This window comes from Pyxidicoccus trucidator (assembly GCF_010894435.1).
Classification (GTDB): domain Bacteria; phylum Myxococcota; class Myxococcia; order Myxococcales; family Myxococcaceae; genus Myxococcus; species Myxococcus trucidator.
In genome coordinates this window covers 26429-41931 of sequence record NZ_JAAIXZ010000032.1, presented here as the reverse complement: position 1 = coordinate 41931, position 15503 = coordinate 26429, and the positions used below count along the sequence as shown (strand labels likewise).

Annotated in this window: 10 protein-coding genes; 3 read left to right on the top strand and 7 right to left on the bottom strand. The window is 68.8% G+C overall.

Going from position 1 to position 15503, the window contains the following annotated elements:
* Nucleotides 1-26: 26 nt before the first annotated feature.
* Both G4D85_RS46675 and G4D85_RS46670 read right to left on the bottom strand, forming a co-directional pair.
* Nucleotides 27-335: a hypothetical protein gene (locus tag G4D85_RS46675; protein WP_205526014.1), complete on the bottom strand. Its 309-nt coding sequence runs from the start codon at nucleotides 333-335 to the stop codon at nucleotides 27-29.
* A 96-nt stretch (nucleotides 336-431) separates the two neighbouring features.
* The gene (locus G4D85_RS46670; protein ID WP_164021280.1) at nucleotides 432-5180 is read right to left on the bottom strand and encodes a translocation/assembly module TamB domain-containing protein; all 4749 of its coding nucleotides are present in this window, start codon (nucleotides 5178-5180) and stop codon (nucleotides 432-434) included.
* Between the two features lie 429 nt (nucleotides 5181-5609).
* Between G4D85_RS46670 and G4D85_RS46665 the strand changes: the two genes are divergently transcribed.
* Nucleotides 5610-5999, top strand: coding sequence for a hypothetical protein (locus tag G4D85_RS46665; RefSeq protein ID WP_164021278.1), 390 nt, complete (start codon nucleotides 5610-5612; stop codon nucleotides 5997-5999).
* 143 nt (nucleotides 6000-6142) lie between these two features.
* Here the strand turns inward: G4D85_RS46665 and amaB are convergent, their stop codons facing one another.
* Nucleotides 6143-7675, bottom strand: a complete 1533-nt coding sequence (gene amaB, locus G4D85_RS46660; RefSeq protein WP_164021347.1) for an L-piperidine-6-carboxylate dehydrogenase — start codon at nucleotides 7673-7675, stop codon at nucleotides 6143-6145.
* A 198-nt stretch (nucleotides 7676-7873) separates the two neighbouring features.
* On the opposite strand from amaB, the gene G4D85_RS46655 reads away from it, so the two are divergent.
* Together G4D85_RS46655 and G4D85_RS46650 are read left to right on the top strand one after the other, a co-directional pair.
* On the top strand, nucleotides 7874-9871 hold the full coding sequence (locus G4D85_RS46655) for a S8 family serine peptidase (RefSeq protein WP_205526013.1): 1998 nt from the start codon (nucleotides 7874-7876) through the stop codon (nucleotides 9869-9871).
* A 70-nt stretch (nucleotides 9872-9941) separates the two neighbouring features.
* The gene (locus tag G4D85_RS46650) at nucleotides 9942-11024 is read left to right on the top strand and encodes a hypothetical protein (RefSeq protein WP_164021276.1); all 1083 of its coding nucleotides are present in this window, start codon (nucleotides 9942-9944) and stop codon (nucleotides 11022-11024) included.
* A gap of 25 nt (nucleotides 11025-11049) precedes the next feature.
* On the opposite strand, the gene G4D85_RS46645 is transcribed toward G4D85_RS46650, so the two are convergent.
* The 4 genes from G4D85_RS46645 to G4D85_RS46630 all read right to left on the bottom strand — a co-directional run bounded on the left by G4D85_RS46645 (nucleotide 11050) and on the right by G4D85_RS46630 (nucleotide 15048).
* Nucleotides 11050-11520, bottom strand: a complete 471-nt coding sequence (locus tag G4D85_RS46645) for a hypothetical protein (RefSeq protein WP_164021274.1) — start codon at nucleotides 11518-11520, stop codon at nucleotides 11050-11052.
* Nucleotides 11521-11700: 180 nt separating this feature from the next.
* Nucleotides 11701-12894 carry an LbetaH domain-containing protein gene (locus tag G4D85_RS46640; RefSeq protein WP_164021272.1) on the bottom strand — a complete coding sequence of 398 codons (1194 nt, stop codon included), beginning with the start codon at nucleotides 12892-12894 and terminating at the stop codon, nucleotides 11701-11703.
* Between the two features lie 820 nt (nucleotides 12895-13714).
* Nucleotides 13715-14470, bottom strand: coding sequence for a DUF5953 family protein (locus tag G4D85_RS46635; RefSeq protein WP_164021270.1), 756 nt, complete (start codon nucleotides 14468-14470; stop codon nucleotides 13715-13717).
* Complete coding sequence (locus tag G4D85_RS46630; RefSeq protein ID WP_338052954.1) at nucleotides 14467-15048, bottom strand: DUF6310 domain-containing protein; 582 nt, start codon at nucleotides 15046-15048, stop codon at nucleotides 14467-14469. Before G4D85_RS46630 ends, G4D85_RS46635 begins: the two co-directional genes overlap by 4 nt.
* Nucleotides 15049-15503: the final 455 nt, after the last annotated feature.

The window sequence follows — 15503 nt, the reverse complement described above, 5'->3', positions numbered from 1 at the left end:
TCGCGGCGAGGTGATTCAAGCCCGTCTCATGGCGCTGGCAGGCGGGCTCCTCGCCACCGCTCGTAGATTGCGCGGACCTCCGCCGGCGAGACGGAGATGTACTCGTGCCATGCCGTGTCCGGCGCCTTGGATGGGTACCAGAGCAGATTGACCAGGGCGTTATTGACCGCAAGCCGCTGCGTCTTGACGTCGTGAAACTCCGGCCAGGAGGCCAGCACGACAGCGACTTCCTTCCGTTCCAGTCCAAAAAGAGCGTGGAACTCCCAGTCTGGAAAGAATGGGCCCTCGACTGCGGCACGGAGGCACTCCCCAATGACCTTCTCGTCGTTCGTCACGCCACCCAGATTACAGGACGACGCGGGCAGCTACCGCCAGCCCACGCGCCGGTCTGGTCTGCGTACGGGGCCTGGACCCATCTCTCACAATGGGTATCAACGTCGCGCGGCGTCGGGCGACTCAGGAGTGGGCGGCACCTTCGCCGCGTGGACCCAGAGCGCCATCATCAGCTCACGGGGCCCACCCGCCGGAGGCTTGACGCCCAGGGAGGTGAGCACATCCTTCAGTTGCTTTTCGAGCTCCCGGGTCGCCTGGGCCACGGCCTTCTTCCCCTCCGGCGTCTGGGCGAACTTCGTCAGCGCGGGTTCCGAGCGGAACGCGAGCAGCCTGCGCATGCCGTGCTCCTTGTCTCCGAGGACCCGGCTGAGGACCTTGTCCGCCTCCGAGCCGGGCCGGGAGTTCTGGAGCGCCTGCAGCGTCCGGTCGATGTACTTCGAGGCGTCAACGGCTTCCTTGGGTGAGGCGTCGCCCAGATGCTCCCCCGCGAACCAGGCGTTCTCCTGGGCGGAAATCCGGTACTGCCCGGGAGACAGCTCGCGTTGGCTACCTCCCTGCCGGTTGTCCACGATGTCCACGATGGTGGACGGCGTCGTGTAGTCCTCCGTCGCGAACAACCGTGCCCACATGTGGTTCTCGTGGAGGGAGACGTTCAGCGCGTTGAGTTTCCGAGCCTGCTCATCATCCAGGTCGTGCACGCCAGTCTTCGGGTCATAGTGCTTCCCCTCGGCCTGGAACTGCTGGAGGAGCGCATCGCGGTCCGCGGCCAGCTTGTCCACGCTCTGGAGGAACCCCTGGTAGATGTTGTTGCCGGCCTCCTTCCGCAGCTCCTCTTCCGTGAGCTCGGGGCGCTGGGTCCGCAGCGTCTCGACGCCCTCCTCCAGCATCGCCTTCGCCTTCTTCGCGAGCGCTTCGGCCTCGGGGTCCAGCTTCAACCCACCGGCGTCCGCCAGGCGCCGCAGCGTCTCCCTGTGTTCGTCCGACATGAGCGCCGCCGCCTGGACGAACCTCCGCTCCGACGCGTTGAGCACCTCCGAGATGGCCTTCCAGCTCTCTCCCTTCGGCACCTCGGTCTTGTCCAGGATGTTCGCGTCGAGAAGCGTGTTGGGGTCCACCCCCGTCTCCTCGTTGAGGAGCTGATTGAAGTCCATCATCAACGATGCGACGGGAGTCGAGTCCGGACCGGTGATGGAGACATCCAGGTCGGACGTCGCATTGGTGCTACCGGACGCCTTGAAGTGGACACCTCCGGGGCTCGTCCAGCCCTCCTTGGACATCAGTGCCTCCGGAGTGCACTTCTCCGCGGGCTCGGCACCCTCCTGCCGCTTCACCGCCTCGTTGATGGCCTCCGACACGATGGTGGCCCGGTACTTGTGAAGCAGGTTGCGGGCGACCTCGTTCTCCTTGCCCTCGTACTGGGAGAGGAGGTTCTTCCACCGGTTCGGCCCCTCCGCCTTGTGGAGCAGGTCGAGCGCCTTCTTCCGGTCCTCGGGACTCAGCGGCGCGGTGTCCTCGCGCGCCACGTAGCCGCGGCCCTTGGCGAGGGAGTCGACCTGGGCCTCATGGAGGCGCAGCTGCGCGCTCACCTGCGCGAGCTCCATCTGCAGCCGCTCGCGCTCCGCCCCGGTCGCGGGAGTGCCACCCTTCGCGACGCCCGCGGCGCGGGTGTCGAGCTGCTGCTGCGTGGCCTCCAGGCCCTTGAGGATGTTGTTGAGCTTCTGGACCTCCAGCCGCGACTCGAAGCCCTGGCTGCCGTAGCCCGGCATGCCGGTAATGGCCTGCTTCACCTTGTCGATGAGCTGGCGGACCTTGCCCACAGCCCCCTCGTAGCGCTGGAGGAAGCGGGCCGTCTCCATGTGCGCCTGGATGTCCTCGGGCGTGGCCTGCGGCCCCGCTTCGATGCGGACGCCTCCCTTGTCGTACCGCACATGGGTGGTCCGTCCCGGCAGCGCGGGGTTGGTGATGACAGGGACAGGGGGCTTCTTCTCCGAAGGGCTCGACGGCGGGGCCTTCGCCTCGGTGGGAGGGACGGGGACCAGCTTGCCCGTCGCGGGATTCACCCGGTAGTTCGTGGGCGGCGGCGGGCTCGCCGTCGTGCCGCCGGGCTGCTTCGAGGGCTTCTGCGTTCCGCCCGGAGAGGTGTCGCCCGTCGGAGTGCTTGCTCCCGTAGGAGTGCTGCCTCCCGTCGGCTTGCTGCCTCCCGTCGGCTTGCTGCCTCCCGTCGGCTTGCTGCCTCCTGAGGTGCCGTCGCTCCCTCCGCGATTCCCCCTGCCGAGGCTGACGGTGGTGCCGCCATTGCCATCTCCGCCCTCGGCTGTCACGTCGCGGTGCCGCGCGTTGACGTTGAAGTCCACCACGGCGAGCTTCAGGTCGATTCCAACCTCCCGATCCTTGAAGCTCCCCGTCGTCATCTTCGCGTCCACCTTCACGTCGTCGAAGGCCGTCTCGTACTGCCCGTCCATCAGCCTGTTCGCGATGGACTGCACCTCCTCGCCGCCCAGCCCGCTCACCTCGGCCGTGAAGAAGTGGCCCTCGGTGCCCGTGTCGATGGAGCCCTCGACGCTGATGGTCGTCTCGGCGGGCCCCGCGAAGGGGGCCGTCGCCGGGCTGGCCATGAAGGCCAGCACGTCCTTCCCGTCCAACTTGCTGGCATCCAGCGGAATCTTCGTCTCGAAGCTCACCGAGCCCGTGACTTCGCCGCCCATGTTCAGCCCAGCCTTGCCCTTCAGGCCCGAGGCCAGACTGGCCGCGCCGGAGCCCTCGACCTCCGTCGTCCTCACCAGGTGCGTGGGCTTGCCCTTCTCGAACTCCACCCGGAAACCCGTGGTGGCCCCGATGCTCGCCGAGAGCTCCGCGCCGCCCGGCCCCAGCTTCGCGCTCAGCCCGGCCTCCAGCTCGCCGCCGACGTTCACCTCCACCGCGGACAGGTGGTCGAGCATGAACTTCTGGTCCTCGCCACCCGAGGCAATCGAGGCGGGCCCCTTGCCCATGATGATGGCGGCCCTGGCGGCCTCCTCGGGCGTGTCGAACGTGAGCTCCATCCGTCCGCCCGCGTTCACGGAGGCCGAGCCCAGCACGCCCACGCCGAAGTCCGCCGTCACCTCGGCCGACAGCTGGTACTTGCCGTCCGCCGTGCGCTCGATTTCGGCCTCGCCCTCGAGGCCGCCCTTCAACCCCACCTTGACGTCCAGCCCTCCGCTCAGCGTGAGGGTGTCGCCCGGGCTGTTGAGCTTCTTCACCTCGTCGGTGAGCTTCTCCTCCAGCGGCTGGGTGACCTGGTCGATGGCGCCGTCGAGCGGCGCGAGCACCGCGTCCTTCGCGAACTCCAGGGCGTTGGAGGCCGCGTTGCCCGCCAGCTCCGCCAGGTCCTGGAGCTGCGAGGCGGCGAAGTCCTGCACATCCTGGTACCAGGGGAGCTGCCGCTCGCGGTCCAGCTCCTTCGGCTTCTGCCCCGCGACGGGCTTGCCGTCCGCCCCCACCTGGAGGCTGACATGGTCATACGTCCAGCGATTGTCTCCGCCTTCCTGGAGGCTCTTCACCTCGGTGGGCTCGTGCTTCAGCTGCGGAGTGCCGTTGGCGTCCACGGTGCCCGAGGAGCGGGACACCGACTGCGTCCGGCTGGCGTGGCCCTTGTCGAACCGGGAGCCATCCGGGTCATAGCCAGTCACAGTGGTGGTGTTGCTGACCGTCGCGGAAGAGCGCGGGGGAAGCGCCGGAAGCCCCTCGGCCGAAGTCGCATCCGCCGGTCCGCGGCTCACCTGCTGCTGGCTGCGCACCACCTGCACGCCATTGCCATTCGTGTCTCCCGGGAGGGGCTTGAGGGCGACGGAGTCCGCCTTCTGCTTGGAGACGGCCGGCTCGCCCTTGGAGTTGAAGAGCGTCTCCTCGGTGAGGGTGACGCTGGACTCGCCCGCCTTGAGGTTCGTGGGCGCGTTGTTCGCACGGTGGTGGTCCGCGCCCTTGGCCGCGTTCTGGAAGGCCCCATTGCTGCCGTCCTCGAAGGCCTTCACGTCATTCGCATTGAAGCCCGGCGTGCGGGCCTCGGTGGTCTTCACCTGCTTCGCCGGCAGGCCTTCCGCGTTGAAGCGCGTCTCCGTCTTCACCGTCACCGGGCCCTGGGGGAAGCCCTGCCGCTGCGCGAGCGCCGCTGGCGGCCGCTCCATCTGCACCTGCTCGGTGCGCGACTGGGGCACCGGCGGCGACCTGCTGAGGTTGTACTCGGTGGACGTGGTGGTGGTGGTCGCCCCCGTCTCAGGGTGCTGCCCGGTGCCGCGCTGCTCGGACTTCAGGCCCGTGGGCCGGCCCTGGGCGTCCGACGACTTCGTCCACGTGGTGTCGCGCGAGCCGCCGTCCTTCGCCGGCTCCTTCACCGTCGCCGTGGACGTATACGAGCCGTCCGGCTTGAGGGTCACCGTGGAGCCGGAGGCCGGATCGGACAGCACCGTCTCGCCCGTGGTGGCGTTCTGGCGCACCTGGTACTTCGTGCCGGAGGACGGGTCCGTGAAGGTCTGCCCGTCAGGCACCTTGCGGGCCGCCTGCGCGTCCTGGGCATCCACCGCGTCGAGTGACGCGGGCGGCTGCTCCCCGCCCTGGGCGGACTGGGAGGGCGGCGGGGCCGTTGTGCCCAGCAACTTCTCCAGCTCTGGCTTCCGATTGCTGCCCTCGAAGGCCGAGACAATCTCATTGGCCTTGGGTCTGGCGCCTTCGAGGTCCTTCTGGCTGAAGGGAGGTGTCTTCTTCTCCTGCGTCGCGACAGTGGCCTTGCGCGCGGCCTCCGCGGCCTGACGGGCCGCTTCCGCGCGTTGGCGGGCTTCTTCCGCGCGACGCGCGGCCTCCGCCGGATTCACCCCGGCGCTTCCTGCACTGCCGCTAACGGATTGTGGCCCACCCATGGTGCGTCCCCTTCGAAGGTCAGGAGTCTTCAACGCCTTCCAGAACGACGCGCGTGGGACTCCATACTCAGAGGCCTCTTCTGTAGTGGCGTCCCAACTCTTTTCAATTCGTCATGACAGAGCAGATGCAACCGGAAGTCGTTAATGGCCCGTTTGCCTTGGTCGTAATCCCGCAGCGCGGCTGCACAATCAGGCCCGACGTCGTGCGAGGTGCGCCGGTGAGCGTGTTGCGGGAAGACCTGCCCACCCGAGGGCTACAAAGCCGTGGAGGGCCTCGGCAGGTCCGAAGTGGGCCCGCGTCCTTCTTGCCATGGGATTGCTGCCGTGACTCGAACTTGATTGAGTTCCGGCGCCTCAAGACACCCGCTGTCCTTGGAGTCACCCATGCGATTCATCGCATCCGCCCTGCTGCTGTTCACCCTGACCGCCTGCAACCTTCCCGAAGAGACGCAGACGGAGACGAGCGCCGCTCCGGAGTCGGCCACCCTCGAAGAGGCAGCCTCCACCGACGAGGTTTCCGCGCAGGCCTGTGTGAAGCGCTGCTCGGGCGGCCTCTACAGCGGCTTGACCTGTAGCAGTGACTCCACCTGCGGCTCGACGTGCTCGGGCGGCCTCTACAACGGCCAGGCCTGTAGCAGCAGCGCGTCCTGTGGCAAGACGTGCTCGGGCGGCACCAGCGCCGGTCTGGCTTGCAGCTCCGACGCCAATTGTGGCGGCGGGCGCTGCATCACCCACAACTGTGCGGGCCACCGCTGTGTGACGTACTGCAGCTGAACGTCCTCTGACACCTGAGCCCTGGAGCAGAGGGCTCGAGGTGCACGGGCCGCCCCGGACCTGAACAGGGTCAATGGGCGGCCCGTGCCGATTCCGGCGGCGCAGTGAAGTCAGCGCCGCTCACACCTTGAAAGGGGTGGGCCTCAGAAGTCGAAGCGGATGCCCTGTGCCAGCGGCAGCGCGTCCGAGTAGTTGAGGGTGTTGGTCTGCCGGCGCATGTACGCCTTCCACGCGTCGGAGCCGGACTCGCGGCCTCCGCCCGTCTCCTTCTCGCCACCGAAGGCGCCGCCAATCTCCGCGCCCGAGGTGCCGATGTTGACGTTGGCGATGCCGCAGTCGGAGCCGGCGGACGACAGGAAGTGCTCGGACACCTTGAGGTCCTGGGTGAACACGGCCGAGGAGAGCCCCTGCGGCACGCCGTTCTGGATGGCGATGGCCTCCTCGAGCGTCCGGTAGGGCAGCACGTAGAGGATGGGCGCGAAGGTCTCCGTCTGCACCACGTCGTCGTCGGGGCTGACTCCGGTGATGAGGGTGGGCAGCACGAAGTGTCCGGGACCGCCGCGCGCGCGACCTCCACTCACCACCCTCCCTCCCGACGCGCGGGCCTTCTCCACCGCCGACTCGAAGCGCCGCACGGCCGCCGCGTCGATGAGCGGCCCCATGAGGGTGCCCGGCGCGAGCGGGTCGCCCATGCGGGCCTCGACCTGCACGTACGCGGCGGTGAGCCGGGCCACCACGTCGTCCACGAGGGACTCGTGCACGATGAGCCGGCGCGTGGTGGTGCAGCGCTGGCCGGCGGTGCCCACCGCGCCGAACACGATGGCGGGAATCGCCAGCTTCAGGTCGGCGGTGCGGTCCACGATGATGGCGTTGTTGCCACCCAGCTCCAGGAGGCTTCGGCCCATGCGCTGGGCCACGCGCACTCCGACCTGACGGCCGACCGCGGAGGAGCCGGTGAAGCTCACCAGCGCGACGCGCTTGTCGTCCACCAGCCGCTGCGCCAGCTCGGTGCCGCTGTCATTGAGCAGGAAGAACACCTCCGGGAAGCCCCCGGCCTTCAGCGCCTCGTTGCAGAGGCGGGTGGCGGCGATGGCCGACAGCGGCGTCTTCGGAGAGGGCTTCCAGATGGAGATGTTGCCGCACACGGCGGCGATGAACGCGTTCCACGCCCACACGGCGACCGGGAAGTTGAAGGCGCTGATGATGCCGACCAGGCCCAGCGGGTGCCACTGCTCGTACATGCGGTGGCCGGGGCGCTCGGAGTGCATGGACAGGCCGTAGAGCATGCGCGACTGGCCGACAGCGAAATCGGCGATGTCCACCATCTCCTGCACCTCGCCGTCCCCCTCGGGCTTTATCTTCCCCATCTCCAGCGACACCAGCGAGCCGAGCGCATCCTTGTTCCGGCGCAGCGCCTCGCCGCACAGGCGGATGGCCTCACCCCGCCGGGGCGCGGGTGTCGCCCGCCATGCCGCGAAGGACTGCGCTGCCCTGCGCATCAGCGTCTCGTAGTCCTCGGCGCTGGCAGGAGACACGCGGGCCAGGCACTGGCCGTTGCTCGGGTTGTAGACCTCGAGGTCGGCGTCCGTGCCCATGCCGGACCACTCGCCGTTGCCAAGGTAGGTGCCGGGGTTCCGCTCGGACAGGCCGAGCGCTTCGAGGATGGCGTGGGTCATGGAGGTCTCGCTCACGAGTGGGGCACGCGGGGTGCTCCCGGGTCAGGCCCCCGTACCACAAGGGGCGCCTCGCGGCCCAGGACGGGCAGTGGCAGTCGCTCCGTGTCGCCGCACCTGGCGCTCCGTCAGGCGTGAAAGGCGCGTCCACTTTCTTCACCCCTCCGAGACCGTCGGAAATCACTCGGGGGTCAGGAGGGCATGAAGAAACACTTCCTGAAGTTCCTGTGGGCCACGCTGTCTGGACTGGCGTTGCTGGGCTGCGCCGAACCCGTGAAATCCTCCGGGGCGCGCCGGGTCCCCGGCCGGTACATCGTCATGTTGAAGCCGGGCTCGGCGGAAGCGCGCGTCCAGGCGGCGGGCGTGCGGCGGCAGGCGCTGGACGTCGCCCGCAAGCATGAAGCGCGGGTGACCCGCACCTACGAGCACGTGCTGCATGGCTTCGTGGCCGACCTCTCCGAGGAGCGCGTGGCCGCCCTGCGCGCGGACCCCGCCGTGGCGCTCGTCGAGCAGGACGCGTACGTCCGACTGTCGTCGGTCCAGGCGAGCGCCCCCTGGGGACTGGACCGCATCGACCAGGAGGACCTGCCACTGGATGGCGTCTACCGCTCCGCGCTGACGGGGGCGGGAGTCCACGCGTACGTCATCGACACCGGCATCCGTCGGACACACACCGAGTTCCGCGGACGCCTCGGTGACGGGTTCGACGCGGTGGAGCCGGGCGGCACGGCGGAGGACTGTGATGGCCACGGCACCCACGTGGCGGGCACGCTGGGTGGCAGTACCTGGGGCGTGGCGCGGGGCGTGACGCTGCACCCCGTGCGCGTCCTGGACTGCGAAGGCGAGGGCACCGTGTCGAACGTCATCGCGGGCCTGGACTGGGTGGCCGCCCACCACGTCGCGCCCGCGGTGGCCAACCTGAGCCTGGGCTTCGAGCCCTCGGAGGCGATGGACCAGGCCGTCCGAGACCTCATCGCCTCGGGCGTCACCACGGTGGTCGCCGCCGGCAACGAGAACGTCGATGCCTGCAACGAGTCCCCCGCGCGCACCGCCGAGGCCCTCACCGTGGGCGCCATTCGGGACACGGATGAGCGGGCGGGCTTCTCCAACTACGGGCGCTGCGTGGACCTCTTCGCGCCCGGGCAGGACATCACCTCGGCGTGGATTTCCGATGACACCGCGACCGAGGTCCTCGAGGGGACCTCCATGGCCGCGCCCCACGTGGCCGGCGCGGCGGCGCTCTACCTGGAGACCCATCCCGCCGCGACGCCCGAGCAGGTGGCGGCGTCGCTCACGGGCTCGGCCACGCCGGGCCGCCTGTCCTTCGCCGGACGGGGCTCCCCCAACCTGCTGCTGCACACGGGTACGCCACCCGCCTCCGGTGACACGCGGTCTCCGTGGCTGTGGCTCATCGTCCCGGGCGACCCTGCGAGACTGCGCGGCACCGTGCGCGTGTTCGCCGCCGCGTACGATGATGTCGCCATCCACCGCGTGGACTTCTGGGTCAACGGCGAGCTGCGCGGCACTGACTCGTCGGCGCCCTACGAATTCACCTGGGACACCACACGGGAGCTGAACGGACCGCTCTTGCTGGAGGCCCGTGCGTACGACACTGCCTACAACCTCCGCCGGAGTCCCGCTGTCTCCGCCGTGGTGAGGAACCCTGGCATCGCCGACCCGGACCCGGTGCTCCTGGCCCCGCGGTGCGACACCGTGGGCGCGTCCTGCGACACCGGGGTGCTGGTGCGGGGCTCCGGGCTCATGGGCCCCGAGCTCCACGCGCCCAACACGCTGGCCTCGAGCTGCCCGGACGGTGACTCCGGTTCCTATCTGGTGACTGAGTCCCTGGAGGGGCTGCGCATCGCCACCACGGATGGACGGCCGCTCGCGCCTGGACGGCAAGTCACAGTCACCGCCAGCGTCCTGGCACTCATGCCCGACCTGGACGCGCTGGACCTCTTCCACGCGCCGGATGCGCACCAGCCCGTCTGGATGCACCTCGGGAGGCTGACGGCGACGGCGCCAGGAGCGCAGGAACTCTCCGCCACCTTCACCCTTCCCGCCGGTGGCGTGCAGGCCATCCGGGGCGTCTTCGGCTTTCTCTATTTCCAGGGCGTGGCGAGCTGCTCGCCGGGCGGGTCCGTCGACCACGATGACCTGGTCTTCGCCGTGGGTAGGAACCCCTCCGCTCCCTGGTGAGCACATGCGCCACCTGACCACGAACTGGAGACGGCGTAGACTGGGAGGCTCAACCCATGGAAGGGGTGTGATGCGGCTCCAGGCAATCGCGTGGTTCGGACTCTGCGTCATCGCCTCGACGGGCTGTCTCATGGCTCCACGGGAAGCCGAGTTCACCCTGGAGCCCGGCGCCGAGCGCGTCGAGGTCCGGGTCGAGCTCCGGGACATCCGGCTCGTCACGGACGACCTGGTGGAGGGACCGAAGCTCCTCGTGGACTTCATCGACCTCGAGTCCGCGAAGAAGGTCTTCGACAAGAGCGCCATGGCGGGCTGGGGCGTCGTCCTCACCGGAGTGACGTGGCGGGCCCGCGAGCAGACGCTGGATGTCGAGGTGCGGGGCTTCCTGCCCCGAAGCGCGTTCGACGCCTGCGCCTCCGCGCGATGTGACGACGCCTCGGCCCCAGCGGCCGGGCAATGCGCGGCCTTCCCCATCACGAAGTGCAATGGGGAGTACAGCGCCCACCTCCCGGGCTCGGAGCTGGAGCGGGAGTACCGATTCGCCTCACCGAGCCGGTGGCCCGGAGACTCACGGCAGCTCACGGGTCGGCTGGCCATGAACCCGGACCACACGCTGGCGAAGTACCCGTCGGCACTCGGTGTCTTCACCCACCTCACCCGAGCCCCCGAGGCCGCGCGAGTGACGCTCCAGCGCATGGAGCGGTTCGGCAAGGTCTATACGAGAGACCAGGTGGCGGAGGCCGCGAAGCTCTTCGAGGAGGCGCGTGCTGCCGGGGACCTGCTCGCCGTCGAGCACGCGAACCGGGAGCGGATGCACCTGCTGTATCAGTTCCTCGCCAGCCACCGGGCGCGCCTGCTCTCTCGACCGCCAGGGGTGTTGGCCGGGCTGAGGTACATCGGCTGGCAGTCGGTGCCCCCCGAAGTTCCCATGCCTGAGCTCCTCCGCCTGCGCCTGCAGATTGCCTACGAGGCGGCGCTGCGAGGGTTCACGGAATCAGGGGCGCTCACCCGGGTCGACACGGAGCTCGCGGAGGTCTGTGTGGAACCCGCCGTGCAACGCGTGGCCGCGAGCCGGCAGTGGTGTGACCTGCTCATGTTGCGGGGACCTGAGGGATGGGTGCTGGAGACCGCGTCTACGCCCCGGCGGAAGCGCTGAGCGCCGAACGAGCCTGTCCGACTCTTCAAGGGGCGTCGGCGCGGCGCACATCGCCCGGTCTGAACAGCAACGCGAACGCGACGACGGTGAGCGCGGTGCGCAGGGGGCTCAGGATCACCCAGGTCTGCACCTGCTCGGGGCTGACCGAGGTCGCCGACTCGAAGCGCAGGGCCGCGGGGATGAAGTAGGCGAAGGACCCGAGGCGCATCACCCCATGCAGTCCCAGCGCCCAGGCGACGCGCTTGCGGAGCGTGGCGTCGCGCCAGGTGGCCCAGAGCGCCCCCAGCAAGGCGAAGAGGAGGCTGGTGTGGACGAGAATCCAGAACGGAGCGCGATGGACTCCCCCATGTTCGGGACGAATCAGCGAGAGGTTCGACGGCCAGGCCCGGTCCAGCACCAGGTGCTCGTAGATGCCGCCTCCGACTTCGCCTGCCAGCAGCAGGGCGGACAGCCAGACGAGGTAGGGCGCCACCCGGTTTCGGAGCGTGAAGGTCACGGCGGGTTTCTCCGGAGCGTGCGCGGCAGGGGTTCATCCCCTGCCTGGTGCTCCCAGGGGAACCCTGCTCCTCACGCGCCGGGCCTTCTTTCCGCCCCTTGATGCCTTTTGCTGAATCTTGCGGTTTTCGCCAGGCGAGGCGGCTGCACTCCAAGCAGGCCAGCTTCGGGGAGGCTCCGCTCAGCCCTTCACCCGTCTCGCGAGCGGGGCCGGGCTGCCGTCATCCATCGCCTGGACAGGCCGGAGCGAATCCCGTTCCTCGCTGTCCATGAGCTCGAGCGCGCCTGTCACGGCGGCAAGCTCCTCGCGCACACGCCCCAGACCGCGTTCGAGTTCGGGTGAGCGGCCGGTGCTTCCAAGGTTCTTGACCTGGACGAGCTGGGCAATCACCGAATCCATGCTCCACCGAAGCCGGGTCAACTCCGCATCGAGGCGGTCCGCGTTTCGTCCGAGCCGCTCGCGTTGGACGCGCTGCTCGTCGATGGCGGCGACTGCGTCCTTGAGGCTCGCTCGCACCTGCTCATCGGAGGCTGCCGCAATCCGCCCCTCGAGCGCGGTGCGTTCGCGCTCGAGCCGGGCCATCAACTCGGGGGCGACTTCACGCCGGAGCCCCCGCTCCCGCGCCACGAGGTCTCGGCACCCGGTCCGCAGCTCCGCGACGGAGCCTGCATCCGTGCCGAGAAACTCACGGAGTGCCGGAGAACCCTTGCCGAGCTCTGCTTCGAGCCGATCACAGAGCGCCTCGAGCTCCGCGGCGCGCGGGTCTTCGACGGCGGGTACTGGCTCCGGGGGCGCATCCAGGGTGGCTCGGGGGGATTCAGGCCCCTTCGAAGCGACCAGGGAGCCCCCTGCCCCGAGGTGCCCTCCCGCGCTCAGTACGGCGTTACGCCCCACCGTTGCTCCCGCGCCTACGCTCGCCGCGCGCCGCACCGTTGCCCCCTGCCGCACCGTGGCGCCCCAGCCAATCACCGCACCGCTCTCAACTGTTGCCCCGCTCTCCACCGTAGCGCCCATGCGAACGACGCTGCCCTGCTGCACCTTCGCGCCTGCGCCAATCGTCGCGCCCATCTCGATGACCGCACCCGGCTCGACCGTGGCTGAGGCGTGCACCTCGGCACCGAGCCCGATGTGGGCGTGGTGCGAGGCGGGCGCGAGCCCCGCGTGCTCGGCCAGTGCCCCTCGCACGATGAAGATGACACCGGAGGCGACCGAGAGCACACCCGCTGGAATGAAGAGCCAGGGGGTCGCGAGCATGGCCGCGACGCCAAAGGAGGCGCCGCCCAGGAGGAGTCCCTTGCCCACCGCTCCGAGCACCGTCTGGGCGACCACTCCTCGCGGCCGGGCAAGCTCGTGGTTCGGCACCTCCTGCTTCATGAGCGCTCCTCGCTAGAGTCCCAGCGGGAGTTGTCTCTCTTTCCCTGCACGGGTGCAAGGTCGCGGGAGACACTCCCCGGGACGGCACGAAGCGGCTACTCGTACGTCGGCTGGCAGTTGTAGTTCCAGACGCAGGCGCGGGTCGCGTTGCACGTGGCCGCCGTCCTGTACTGAGCGCAGAAGCACTCCCGGGGCGGGAGAAGCCCACAGCTACCAGGGCCTGGCGTCCCGGACGCGGCGCCCACCTCGTCCGCCGCGGCGCTCCCGGAGGTCTGCGCCTCATCGGGTGCGGCAGGTTCGGAGGAGGTCGGGTCGGTAGGCGGGCCACCGCACGCGGTCAAGAACACCAGTGAAGCCATGACGAAGAATCGACGCATATCCTGAAGCCTCCTGCGCCTGTCACCTGAAGGCGCCTCCGCTACGGTGCGCCAGGTCGCATCCGGAAGTCCAGAGACGGGGCTGAGCATCCCGTTGCTTCATGCCCGTCAGCGTCATGTCGAAGGTGCCGGCAAGCAGGGTGATGGAAGCGGCGCCACGCCCGAGCCGCTGGAGGACGCCCCGGCAGGTGGCGTCCGGCAGTGCGCCAATGTCTGGGCTTCTGAATGTGGAGGCGGCGGGAATCGAAGCCGCGCGGGCGGATTGGGTCCCTGCGGGGCCTCAACCCGGCCGGAGCGGAGCGCTGGATAAGGGCCCCGGGCTCCCGCCCCCTGAGGCCGTGGCGCCCGCCCGCTGCGCGGTGGAAGCCCAGTGCCGAATATCACCTCAAGCCGTAGCACCCAACCATCGCCGGCATGCGCGCAGGGACGCCCGAGCTGAGGGGTCAAGGCGCCGAGCGACCGCCGATCTCCGGGAAGCGCTCATAGGCCCGCTTCAGCGCGTCCAGGTGGGCGGGGTTGTCGAGATCGAGCGGCGCGTCCGTGAGTCGCACGACCCAGCCGCCCGTCGCCGTGCGCCGCGCCCGTGAGAGCAGCTCGGTGTCGCGAGCAGGATCCGGGAACCCGATGGCCTTCGCGGCAGCATCCGACCAGTAGTTCAGCCACCCCAGGTGACGCGGAGTCTCGGGTGAGCGGATGTTCCATGGCATCTTCAGCGCTGGCAGCCCCAGCGGCGGCTTACCTGGTCCGTATAGTTTCGGGCCTGTTTGGTCCGCAATGACCTCCATCACGCCCCCCGGCGCCACGAGGCCCCACAGCGCGCGGATGCCCTCCGCTACTTGCTCCAGCACATCCGCTGCTACCGCGACAGCGGCCGTGTCCTGCGGCAGCTTCGCATGAACCTGAAGCTGCGGCTGGCCCCCCGGACTCTCACTGGCGAGTTGGTGCCGCCCTACAATCGTCACCGGGTAGCTCTCGTCACCATTGCAAACAAGAGGAAACTCCCCGAGCGCAACTGCCTCAGCAAGCCATGAGTCGCGCTTTGGTAGCGCGATGAGCTGGCCATCTTTTGAAACCTTCCACGCCATGCTCAGGCCGGGTACCGCCCGCTCCAAGCCGTGGACGGCAGCGAGCGGACGGCCATCGTTCCCAATGAGCTCAGATGCGTAGACGTTCAGAACGAGGCGGTTTCGAGTGGTCATCGCTCGCACCCCGTGACGACAATATCAAATGTGTCGTCTGCCCTCTTCAGCGCGGCTTTGTGTGCCTCGGTGCTAACCCCAACGACGAAGCCATATCCACAGGCCCGCGTTATACTGCGCGCCTCCTTGAACTCCTTTATCTGGTCTTCGATCACCCGATCCCGGAGGAAGTCACTGTACGTGTCAAATTGATAGGTCTTGATCTCCCACAGCACACGCGCGCCGACTTGCAGCGCATCAAAGCGCTTGCCGCCCACGAGCACGTCCATTCCAGGATAACGGTTGGGCGGAAATTTATCGGCGCACTCGTTATGCGGGGCATCCTCGCCCGCGTGCGGCACCGGGACGGGCCTGCACTCCGGACGGCGCTCGCGCTCCAATGGCGCGGTAGGCACCGGAGGGAACCAATCCTGCCCTGATGGCTCCGGCTTGGGCTTTCGATTCGCTGAGAGTTCCTGCGGGTCGGGCTTCGTTTGGGGCGCTGTCTCATACCCATCCAGCGCTTCCTTGATGACGACTCCCACCACCACCACGCCAATGACTATCACCGCACCCACAACGATCTCGGGAGCAGCCAAGACGCAGAGGCCGATTCCAAGCGCCGCCGCGTCCGTTGAAGCAACAGCGCACCTTCCCGTCCGGTCGTTGAGCCGGACCCTGTCATGGTCGAGGGCGTGAAAGCAGCGCTCCGCGAGCACGGGCCAGGGCTGGGAAGCCTCACGAACGACGCACCGCCCCCCGTCCCTCCAAGGCAGCTCTGCCGCCCGCTGGAGGTTGGCGACCCTCGGGTTCCGGGGCACGCCTTCTCTTGGGCTCGGTGCCGACGTAGCGCAAGCCGAGAGGAAGAGTAGAAGTGCGGCGCAGGCGCGGAGTCGCATGGTCACGTCCTTTCAGTCGAGCCAGCGAGCTAGGAGGCAAGACCGGCCGCCTGGGGAGTATGCCAGCAGCCGCTAACGTCGGGGATACCCGGAACTTGCCGAGGCGCGGCGGCTCGGGGTGCGTGTTCCGGGGCAAGCCGAGCGCCGATTTCGGG

What these genes read in the sequence shown, in the direction of transcription:
- G4D85_RS46665 (WP_164021278.1), top strand. Translation starts at nt 5,610, where the DNA reads ATGCGATTCATCGCATCCGCCCTGCTGCTGTTCACCCTGACCGCCTGC.
- amaB (WP_164021347.1), bottom strand. Translation starts at nt 7,675, where the DNA reads ATGACCCACGCCATCCTCGAAGCGCTCGGCCTGTCCGAGCGGAACCCC.
- G4D85_RS46655 (WP_205526013.1), top strand. Translation starts at nt 7,874, where the DNA reads ATGAAGAAACACTTCCTGAAGTTCCTGTGGGCCACGCTGTCTGGACTG.
- G4D85_RS46650 (WP_164021276.1), top strand. Translation starts at nt 9,942, where the DNA reads ATGCGGCTCCAGGCAATCGCGTGGTTCGGACTCTGCGTCATCGCCTCG.
- G4D85_RS46640 (WP_164021272.1), bottom strand. Translation starts at nt 12,894, where the DNA reads ATGAAGCAGGAGGTGCCGAACCACGAGCTTGCCCGGCCGCGAGGAGTG.
- G4D85_RS46635 (WP_164021270.1), bottom strand. Translation starts at nt 14,470, where the DNA reads ATGACCACTCGAAACCGCCTCGTTCTGAACGTCTACGCATCTGAGCTC.